This is a genomic window from Pseudomonas sp. 2hn, assembly GCF_019646095.1.
Classification (GTDB): Bacteria; Pseudomonadota; Gammaproteobacteria; order Pseudomonadales; family Pseudomonadaceae; genus Aquipseudomonas; species Aquipseudomonas peradeniyensis.
The window spans coordinates 381,999-392,782 of the sequence record NZ_CP081016.1 but is presented as its reverse complement, the minus strand read 5'-3'; the positions used below and the strand labels follow the sequence as shown (position 1 = coordinate 392,782).

The 10,784-nt window shown below is 65.3% G+C and carries 4 protein-coding genes; 3 read left to right on the top strand and 1 reads right to left on the bottom strand.

Annotated features, from left to right (window positions below; all coding sequences use genetic code 11):
• Nucleotides 1-91: 91 nt before the first annotated feature.
• Nucleotides 92-3,025, bottom strand: coding sequence for a bifunctional [glutamate--ammonia ligase]-adenylyl-L-tyrosine phosphorylase/[glutamate--ammonia-ligase] adenylyltransferase (gene glnE, locus K2O50_RS01825; protein ID WP_050703458.1), 2,934 nt, complete (start codon nucleotides 3,023-3,025; stop codon nucleotides 92-94).
• Between the two features lie 383 nt (nucleotides 3,026-3,408).
• On the opposite strand from glnE, the gene aceE reads away from it, so the two are divergent.
• From aceE to K2O50_RS01810, 3 genes are all read left to right on the top strand, one after another.
• Entirely contained in the window at nucleotides 3,409-6,054 is a 2,646-nt protein-coding gene (gene aceE / locus K2O50_RS01820; RefSeq protein WP_050703457.1) for a pyruvate dehydrogenase (acetyl-transferring), homodimeric type, read from the top strand.
• 13 nt (nucleotides 6,055-6,067) lie between these two features.
• The gene (gene aceF / locus K2O50_RS01815) at nucleotides 6,068-7,711 is read left to right on the top strand and encodes a dihydrolipoyllysine-residue acetyltransferase (RefSeq protein WP_050703456.1); all 1,644 of its coding nucleotides are present in this window, start codon (nucleotides 6,068-6,070) and stop codon (nucleotides 7,709-7,711) included.
• 314 nt (nucleotides 7,712-8,025) lie between these two features.
• Nucleotides 8,026-10,719 (top strand): bifunctional diguanylate cyclase/phosphodiesterase, encoded by a 2,694-nt coding sequence (locus K2O50_RS01810; protein ID WP_050703455.1) that lies wholly within the window; start codon nucleotides 8,026-8,028, stop codon nucleotides 10,717-10,719.
• Nucleotides 10,720-10,784 lie beyond the last annotated feature (65 nt).

The window sequence follows — 10,784 nt, the reverse complement described above, 5'->3', positions numbered from 1 at the left end:
GGGTTTACCCGCGAACACGGGCGTAGCCCGTGCCAGCCACCGCGGCGCTTTCTTCGCGGGTAAACCCGCTCCCACAGGGACGGCACCAACCTCAGGCCAGGCCCAACTGCCCCCAGATCCGCCTTACCTCACGACGCTCATCGACAAACTGCGCCGCATCGATCACCCCGGCCTGCTTCTGCAAGGCCTGGCGGTGCGACGCCGAGCGGAACGCCTTGTACACCTCGCGCAGCAGCACGGCGTCGGCGGCGGGCATCAGCCCGGCCTGCTCCAGCTCTTCGAGGATGCGGATGTTGTCGGTCCAGCGCAGTATGGCCGGGTGGTCGTGGGACCAGGCCAAAGCGGCGTATTGCACCATAAATTCGATATCCACGATACCGCCGGCATCCTGCTTGATATCGAACGGCTGGCCGGCCTCGAAGGCGTTGCCCGCGGTGCCGGCGGCAGTGGCCTTGGTGCCCAGGTTGTCGCGCATCTTGGCGCGCATCTCGCTGACTTCGACGCGCAGCTTGTCGAGGTCGCGGGGCTGGCCGAGGACCTGCGCCCGCACTGCCTCGAAAGCCGTCGCCACCTGCTTGCAACCCACCAATACGCGGGCCCGCACCAAGGCCTGGTGCTCCCAGGTCCAGGCCTCGTTCTGCTGATAGCGCTCGAAGGCGCCCAGCGAGCTGACCAGCAGCCCCGAGGCGCCGGACGGACGCAGGCGCATGTCCACGTCGTAAAGCTGGCCGGAGTTGGTCTGGGTGGTCAGCAGGTGGATGATGCGCTGGCCCAGGCGGGTGTAGAACTGCGCGCTGTCGATGGGTTTCGCGCCGTCGGTTTCGGCATTCGGGTCGCCATCGTGGATGAACACCAGGTCCAGGTCCGAACCGTGACCCAGCTCCAGGCCACCGACCTTGCCATAGCCGACAATGATGAAGCCCGGGTCGCACAGGCTGCCGTCGCTGCGTTTTGGCTGGCCATGGCGCGCCACGGTCTGGCGCCAGGCCAGGGCCAGCACCTGGTCGAGAATCGCCTCGGCCAGCCAGGTCAGATAATCGCTGACCTTCATCAACGGCAGGTTGCCGCTGATCTCCGAGGCGGCCACGCGCAGGCTGTGGGCCAGCTTGAAGTGACGCAGGGCCTCCATCTGCTGTTCCAGGTCGTCCTCGGGGATGCGTGTCAGGCGCTCGCGCAGCTCCGCGGCCAGCTCTGGCGCCAACGGCGGGCTGAACAACCGGCCCTCGTTGAGCAGTTCGTCGAGCAGCAGCGGGTAGCGGGCCATCTGCTCGGCGATCCACGGGCTGGCGGCGCACAGGGTCAGCAGGCGGCGCAGGGCGCCAGGGTTCTCGGTAAGCAGCACCAGGTAGGCAGAGCGCCGCGCCACGGCCTCGACCAATGGCAGCACCCGCTCCAGCACCAGGTCGGGGTTGTCGTGCTCGACCGCCTGGGCCAGCAGCCGCGGAATGAAGGCGTCCAAGCGCTCGCGACCGATGCGCTGCATCGAGCGCAGGGTCGGGCTGGCGCGCAGCGCGGCCAGGCGGCGCAGGGCCTCGGCCGGCTGCCGGAAGCCGGCTTCCTCCAGTTGGCGGGAAGCGGCGTCTTCATCCTGGGCCTGCTCCCACAGGGGCGACCACTCGCCGCCGACCACCAGCTCGCCTTCGGCTTCGTCTTCATCCGGGTCGGCGATGACCTGACGAAAGTGCCAGTCGATGCGCCCACGCCAGTGCACTAATTGCCCGTGGAAGCTGTCCCAGTCGGCAAAGCCAAGCATGTAGGCGATGCGCTCGCGGTCGGTCGGATCGTCCGGCAGCATCTGGGTCTGGCGGTCGGCGATGGCCTGGATCGCGTGCTCGGTGTAGCGCAGGAATTCATAGCCGTCGCGCAGCTCGGCGACCACGGCCGGCGGCAGGTAGCCCTGCCCTTCCAGGGTGGTCAGCACCTTGAGCAACGGCCGCTGTTGCAGGCTCAGGTCGCGCCCGCCGTGAATCAGCTGGAACGCCTGGGCGATGAACTCCACCTCGCGAATGCCGCCGGCACCGAGCTTGATGTTGTCGGCCATGCCCTTGCGCCGCACTTCCTGCTGGATCAGCTGCTTCATGGTGCGCAGCGCCTCGATGGCGGAGAAGTCCAGGTAGCGCCGGTAGACGAACGGCCGCAGCATCTCCTGCAGCTGCGCGCCGGCCACCTGGTCACCGGCGACCACCCGCGCCTTGATCATGGCGTAGCGCTCCCAGTCGCGCCCCTGGTCCTGGTAGTACTGCTCCAGGGCATTGAAGCTGAGCACCAGCGCGCCGGCCGAGCCATAGGGGCGCAGGCGCATGTCGACGCGGAACACGAAACCGTCCACGGTGACCGGGTCGAGCGCCTTGATCAGACGCTGGCCCAGGCGGGTGAAGAACTCCTGATTGTCTAGCGAGCGCTTGACCCCTTCGGTTTCGCCGCCCTCGGGGAAGGCGAAGATCAGGTCGATGTCGGACGACAGGTTCAGTTCCACCGCGCCCAACTTGCCCATGCCCAGCACCACCAGGTGCTGCGGCTGGCCGCTGCGGTTGCCGATGGGCGTGCCGAACTGCTGGCAGTGGCGCGGGTACAGCCATTGATAGGCTTCGTCGATGCTGGCATCGGCCAGGTCGGACAGGTCGCGGCAGGTTTCGGGCAACGCGGCCTGGCGGGTAATGTCGCGCCAGATGATGCGCAGTTGCTGGCGGTTGCGCTCGCGGCGCAGGTTGCGCGCCAGCTCGTCCTCATTCTGGGCAGCCTGGGCCACGGCGTTGATCTGCGCGCGCAGCTGGCCAGGCGCGAACGCCTGGTCCATCACGCCGCTGATCAGCAGCTCGAACAGCATCGCCGGCTCACGCTGGGCCTGGGCCAGGACGAAGTCGCTGGCGGCGGCGACCTGGTCGAACTGGTTTCGGTGCTCGGCACTCAGGCTATCCAGATCCAGGTCAGGGTGACCTGCCAGGGCATCGCGCAGGAATTGCTGGTTGCGAGCGACCAGCGGTTGGAGGGCGGCAGGCAGATCGAGCGGCAAAGGCAGGCGCATGGTCTATCCTTGATCGGCGTGAAAGAGAGCGGTTGCAGAGGTCAAACGGGGGTTGGACCACGGTTGGACTGTCGTACAAAAGTTGGAAATAGCTGAAACAATCAAAAATTTGGCAAAACCCATCAAGATTCACCTGCTATCGACACACCGCCAACCAACATGAACGTTTTTCCCCACAACCCGGGATGCGACCAAACGTCGCATTTGTGTAGTTTTACTACTACTCATGACCTGCCAAAGCATGAAATGAGAAAGCATTTGTAGTAAAACTACACCGCGCCGGATGACTGTCCGGTAATCCAAGAATTCACGACGTCTGCCCATAAGGCCAGTCGCAAACTCAGGCCATCGATTCTGGTGGCCTTTCCGCCCTGGAGCAAGCCATGCAAGACCTCGATCCAATCGAAACCCAGGAATGGCTGGATGCCCTGGAGTCGGTCCTCGACAAAGAAGGCGAAGACCGCGCTCATTACCTGATGACCCGTATGGGCGAGCTGGCCACCCGTAGTGGCTCCCAGCTGCCGTATGCCATCACCACGCCGTACCGCAACACCATCCCTGTCACCCACGAAGCACGCATGCCTGGCGACCTGTTCATGGAACGCCGCATCCGCTCGATGGTGCGTTGGAACGCCCTGGCCATGGTCATGCGCACCAACCTGAAAGACTCGGACCTGGGCGGACACATCTCCAGCTTCGCCTCCAGCGCCACCCTGTACGACATCGGCTTCAACTACTTCTTCCAGGCCCCGACCGACGAACACGGCGGCGACCTGATCTTCTTCCAGGGCCACGCCTCGCCAGGCGTCTACGCCCGTGCCTTCATGGAAGGCCGCATCAGCGAAGACCAGATGAACAACTTCCGTCAGGAAGTGGACGGCAACGGCCTGTCTTCGTACCCGCACCCATGGCTGATGCCTGACTTCTGGCAGTTCCCGACCGTATCGATGGGCCTGGGTCCGATCCAGGCCATCTACCAGGCTCGCTTCATGAAGTACCTGGAAGCGCGCGGCTTCATCCCGGCCGGCAAGCAGAAGGTCTGGTGCTTCATGGGCGACGGCGAGTGCGACGAGCCGGAATCCCTGGGCGCAATCGCCCTGGCCGGCCGCGAGAAGCTGGACAACCTGATCTTCGTCATCAACTGCAACCTGCAGCGCCTCGACGGCCCGGTTCGCGGCAACGGCAAGATCATCCAGGAACTCGAAGGCGTGTTCCGTGGCGGTGGCTGGAACGTCAACAAGGTGGTCTGGGGCCGCTTCTGGGACCCACTGTTGGCCAAGGACACCAATGGCGCCCTGCAGCGCCGCATGGACGAAGTCATCGACGGCGAGTACCAGAACTACAAAGCCAAAGATGGCGCGTACGTTCGTGAGAACTTCTTCAATACCCCAGAGCTCAAGGCCATGGTCGAAGACCTGTCCGACGACGAGATCTGGAAGCTCAACCGTGGCGGCCACGACCCGTACAAGGTCTACGCGGCGTACCACCAGGCTGTTAACCACAAAGAGCAGCCGACCGTCATCCTGGCCAAGACCATCAAGGGTTACGGTACCGGTGCCGGCGAAGCCAAGAACACCGCGCACAACACCAAGAAGGTCGACGTCGACAGCCTGCGTCACTTCCGTGACCGCTTCGACATCCCGGTCAAGGATGCGGATCTGGAGAACCTGCCGTTCTTCAAGCCGGAAGAAGGGTCTGCCGAAGCCAAGTACCTGGCCGAGCGCCGTGCTGCCCTGGGCGGTTTCGTGCCACAGCGCCGCGCCAAGAGCTTCAGCGTGCCGACCCCGCCACTGGAAACGCTGAAAGCGATCCTGGACGGCTCGGGCGACCGCGAAATCTCCACCACCATGGCCTTCGTGCGCATCCTGGCGCAGCTGGTCAAGGACAAGGACATCGGCCAGCGCATCGTTCCGATCATCCCGGACGAAGCCCGTACCTTCGGTATGGAAGGCATGTTCCGCCAGCTGGGCATCTACTCGTCGGTCGGCCAGCTCTACGAGCCAGTCGATAAAGACCAGGTGATGTTCTACCGCGAAGACAAGAAGGGCCAGATCCTCGAAGAGGGCATCAACGAAGCCGGCGCCATGTCGTCGTTCATCGCTGCCGGTACCTCGTACAGCTGCCACAACCAGCCGATGCTGCCGTTCTACATCTTCTATTCGATGTTCGGCTTCCAGCGTATCGGCGACCTGGCCTGGGCCGCTGGCGACAGCCGCACCCGTGGCTTCCTGATCGGCGGTACCGCCGGCCGTACCACCCTCAACGGTGAAGGCCTGCAGCACGAAGACGGTCACAGCCACATGATGGCGGGCACCATCCCGAACTGCCGCACCTACGATCCGACCTACGGCTACGAGCTGGCGGTGATCATCCAGGACGGCATGAAGAAGATGACCGAAGAGCAACAGGACATCTTCTACTACATCACCGTGATGAACGAGTCGTACCAGCAGCCAGCCATGCCGGCCGGTGTCGAGGACGGCATCATCAAGGGCATGTACCTGCTCGAGGAAGACACCCGCGAAGCCGCGCACCACGTACAGCTGATGGGCTCCGGCACCATCCTGCGCGAAGTCCGCGAGGCCGCGAAGATCCTGCGTGAAGAGTTCAACGTCGGCGCCGACGTGTGGAGCGTCACCAGCTTCAACGAACTGCGTCGCGACGGCCTGGCCGTGGAACGCGCCAACCGCCTCAAGCCTGGCCAGAAGCCTCAGAAGACCTACGTCGAAGAGTGCCTGGCCGGTCGCAAGGGCCCGGTCATCGCCTCCACCGACTACATGAAGCTGTTCGCCGAGCAGATTCGCCAGTGGGTGCCGAGCAAAGAGTTCAAGGTCCTGGGTACCGACGGCTACGGTCGCAGCGACAGCCGCAAGAAGCTGCGTCACTTCTTCGAAGTCGACCGCCACTTCGTGGTGCTGGCTGCCCTGGAAGCCCTGGCTGACCGTGGCGAGATCGAACCCAAGGTTGTGGCTGACGCCATCGTCAAGTTCGGTATCGATCCGGACAAGCGCAACCCACTGGACTGCTGAGGAGTATTTTTAAGTGAGCGAACTCATTCGCGTACCTGACATCGGCAGCGGTGAAGGTGAAATCATCGAGCTGTTCGTCAAGGTCGGTGACCGTATCGAGGCTGACCAGAGCCTGTTGACCCTGGAGTCCGACAAGGCCTCCATGGAGATCCCCGCGCCGAAGGCCGGTGTGGTCAAGGAACTGAAGGTCAAGCTGGGCGACCGCCTGAAAGAAGGCGACGAGCTGCTGGTCCTGGAAGTCGAGGGCGCCGCTGCGGCGCCTGAGGCTCCGGCCGCCGCCGCTCCGGCACCAGCTGCTGCCGCTCCAGCGCCGGCCGCTGAAGCCGCACCTGCGCCTGCAGCAGCCCCGGCTGCCGCCAGCGTGCAGGACATCCACGTGCCGGACATCGGTTCGTCGGGCAAGGCCAAGATCATCGAAGTCATGGTCAAGGTCGGCGACACCGTCGAAGCCGACCAGTCGCTGATCACCCTGGAGTCCGACAAGGCCTCCATGGAAATCCCGTCGCCTAGCGCCGGTGTGATCGAAGCCGTGCTGTGCAAGCTGGAAGACGAAGTGGGCACCGGCGACCTGATCTTCAAGATCAAGGCCGCAGGCGCCGCCCCTGCTGCAGCGCCGGCTCCGGCCGCTGCTGCTCCGGCTGCCGCTCCTGCCCCAGCCGCTGCACCTGCCGCCGCCGCGCCGGCTGCTGCTGCGCCTGCTCCAGCTCCGGTCGCCACCGCGCCGGCCGCCGGCAGCAACGCCAAGGTCCACGCAGGCCCGGCCGTTCGTCAGCTGGCCCGTGAATTCGGCGTCGACCTGGGCGCAGTTGCCGCCACCGGTCCGCACGGCCGTATCCTCAAGGAAGACGTGCAGGTCTACGTCAAGGCCATGATGCAGAAGGCCAAGGAAGCGCCGGCAGCCGCCGGTGCGACCGGCGGCGCCGGCATCCCGCCGATCCCTGCCGTGGACTTCAGCAAGTTCGGTGAAGTGGAAGAAGTGGCCCTGACCCGCCTGATGCAGGTCGGTGCCGCCAACCTGCACCGCAGCTGGCTGAACGTGCCGCACGTGACCCAGTTCGACTCCGCCGACATCACCGAGCTGGAAGCCTTCCGCGTCGCGCAGAAGGCCGTGGCCGAGAAAGCGGGCGTCAAGCTGACCGTGCTGCCGCTGCTGCTCAAGGCCTGCGCCTTCCTGCTCAAGGAACTGCCGGACTTCAACAGCTCGCTGGCGCCAAGCGGCAAGGCGATCATCCGCAAGAAGTACGTGCACATCGGCTTCGCCGTGGACACCCCGGACGGTCTGCTGGTCCCGGTGATCAAGAACGTCGACCAGAAGAGCCTGCTGCAACTGGCTGCCGAAGCTGCCGCGCTGGCCGAGAAAGCCCGCACCAAGAAGCTTTCGGCCGACGAGATGCAGGGCGCCTGCTTCACCATCTCCAGCCTCGGCCACATTGGCGGCACCGGCTTCACGCCGATCGTCAACGCGCCTGAGGTGGCGATCCTCGGCGTGTCCAAGGCCACCATGCAGCCGGTCTGGGACGGCAAGGCCTTCCAGCCGAAGCTGATGCTGCCGCTGTCGCTGTCCTACGATCACCGTGTGATCAACGGCGCCGCCGCCGCGCGCTTCACCAAGCGCCTGGGCGACGTGCTGGGCGATATCCGCACCATGCTGCTGTAACGCTGCACGCTGCCCCTCCCCGGAGGGGCAGCCCCGTTTTCGAGCTGCCACGCTCGTACCTCAACCCCGCCAATTGGCGGGGCTTTTTTTGCCTTGGGATTGCCGGGAACGCTGCGCCCTCCTTTTCGCGGCGCAAGGCCGCTCCTACAGGGGGATGCGATAGTCTGCCGCCCGCCGGTCCTACAGATTCTGCGAGAGCAGCCGACAACCTGTTCACAGCATCCCCCATGGCCGCTTGCCAGCCCACGGGACATGATGCAACCTTGCCCGATGCGCCGTGCTCCAGGCCGCGCCCCAGTTCAAGCGAGTCTTCGATGAAAAGCCAACCCGATGCCGCCAGCCGTGTGGCGGCCGAGGTCGTGACGCAGCTACCCGTGCCCTCGCGGCTCGGCATGCTGCGTTTCGAGCGGCTGAACGAAGCCAGCTGGGCCATGCTTTACCTCGACCCGGCCTGCGACCGCCAGTTCGGCCTGCCCGCCGCCGAACTCTGCGCCCTGATCGGCTCGCCCTACGCCAGCCTCATGGAGCCGGAAGCACGCTACAAGCTGCACGACGAGATCCAGCTGCAGCTGGCCCAGCGCGGCTACTACCGGGTGCGCTATACCCTGCACGCCTGCCCGGCGCCACTGCGCCTGCTGGAGGTCGGGGAGAGCTACAAGCAGCACAACCGCCAGCTGCTGCGCGGCTACCTGACAGTGTTCGACGACCACCGCCAGGACACCCCGGACCTCGACGCCAATGACCTGGAGTCGCGCAACAACCGCCTGCAACTGGCCCTGCAACTGAACCAGCGCGCCCAGCAGGAGCAGCTCGAACACCTGGACCGGGTCCGCGCCCAGCAGGACCTGATCCTGCGCCTGGCCCGCCAGCGCTACAGCATCGGCAACTCGCTGCTCGAGGCCGCCGAGCTGATCACCCGCAGCGCCTGCGAGATCTACAAGGTCGACTGCGCCAGCATCTGGTACTTGAACGACCAGCGCCTGGAGCCGATCAGCGCCTGGTACCGCCGCGAACAGCAGCACCGCATGCCCGAGGCGATCGACGCCAGCCGCTTCCCGGACTACCTGGAAGCCCTGCACGCCAGCCGCGCCATCGACGCCCACAACGCCAGCCACGACCCGCGCACCCGCGAGATGGCCGAATCGCTGTACAGCACCGACGACAACGCCATGCTCGATGCCAGTATCCGCATCGACGGCCAGGTGGTCGGCGTGCTGTGCCTGGAGCAGACCGGCCAGCCACGGGCCTGGCAGTCGGACGAGATCGCCTTCGCCGGCGAGTTGGCCGACCAGTTCGCCCAGGTCATCAACAACCACAACCGGCGTACCGCCGCCAGCGCCCTGCACCTGTTCCAGCGCGCCGTGGAACAGAGCGCCAGCGCCTTCCTGCTGGTCAATCGCGACGGCGTGGTGGAATACGTCAACCCCAGCTTCACCGCGATCACCCAGTACAGCACCGAGGAGGTCCAGGGCCATCACCTGGCCGAACTGCCGGCGCTGGAAAACCTGAGCGAGCTGCTGTTCGACTCGCCGTCGAGCCTGGCCATGGGCAACAGCTGGCAGGGCGAGTTCAAGAGCCGGCGCAAGAACCTCGAGCCTTACTGGGGCCAGCTGTCGATCTCCAAGGTGTACGGCGACAACCGCGAGCTGACCCACTACATCGGCATCTACGAGGATGTCACCCAGACCAAGCTGGCCCAGCAGCGCATCGAGCGCCTGGCCTACACCGACAACCTGACCAACCTGGGCAACCGCCCGGCGTTCATCCGCAACCTCGACGAGCGCTTCGCCCGCGACAGCGCCAGCCCCATCTGCCTGCTGCTGGTGGACATCGACAACTTCAAGCGGATCAACGACAGCCTCGGCCACCAGACCGGCGACAAGCTGCTGATCAGCCTGGCCCGGCGCCTGCGCAACAGCCTGGCCAACGGCGGCAGCCTGGCGCGCTTCGCCAGCAACGAGTTCGCCGTGCTGCTGGACGACACCAACCTGGAAGACGGCCAGGGCGTCGCCCACCAGCTGCTGCGCACCCTCGACAAACCAATGTTCGTCGACAACCAGCTGATCAACGTCACCGCCTCCGTGGGCCTGGCCTGCGCGCCGCTGCACGGCAGCGACCCGGCCACCCTGATGAAGAACGCGGGCCTGGCCCTGCACAAGGCCAAGGCCAACGGCAAGCACCAGGTCCAGGTGTTCACCGAAGTGCTCAACGCCGAGGCCAGCTACAAGCTGTTCGTCGAGAACAACCTGCGCCGCGCCCTGACCCAGAACGAACTGGAAGTGTTCTACCAGCCCAAGCTGTGCCTGCGCAGCGGCCGCCTGCTCGGCCTGGAGGCGCTGCTGCGCTGGAACCACCCCGAGCGCGGCATGATCCGCCCCGACCAGTTCATCAGCGTGGCCGAGGAAACCGGCCTGATCATCCCCATCGGCAAGTGGGTGGTGCGCCAGTCCTGCCGCATGAGCCAGCAGCTGCGCGAAGCCGGCTTCGGCAACCTGCACGTGGCCATCAACCTGTCGCCCAAGCAGTTCTCCGACCCCGAGCTGGTCAGTTCGATCGGCAGCATCCTCAAGGAAGAAGCCCTGCCGCCGCACCTGCTGGAGCTGGAACTGACCGAAGGCCTGCTGCTGGAAGCCACCGAGGACACCCACCGCCAGCTCGACGAGCTCAAGGCCCTGGGCCTGACCCTGGCCATGGACGACTTCGGCACCGGCTACTCGTCGCTGAGCTACCTGAAGAAGTTCCCGATCGACATCATCAAGATCGACCGCAGCTTCATCAACGAGATCCCCGACAACCAGGACGACATGGAGATCACCTCGGCGGTGGTGGCCATGGCCCATAACCTCAAGCTCAAGGTGGTCGCCGAAGGAATCGAGACGCCCGAGCAGCTGGCGTTCCTGCGCCGGCACCGCTGCGACGTCGGCCAGGGCTACCTGTTCGACCGGCCGATCCCGGGGCGCGAGCTGAACGAGAAACTGCGCCGCTATCCCCGTGGTCCGGTGGACTGACAGCGGCGTAAAGCTCGGGCACTATAGACATCACTTGCCTGCCGGGGCTGCTTTGCGGCCCCAGG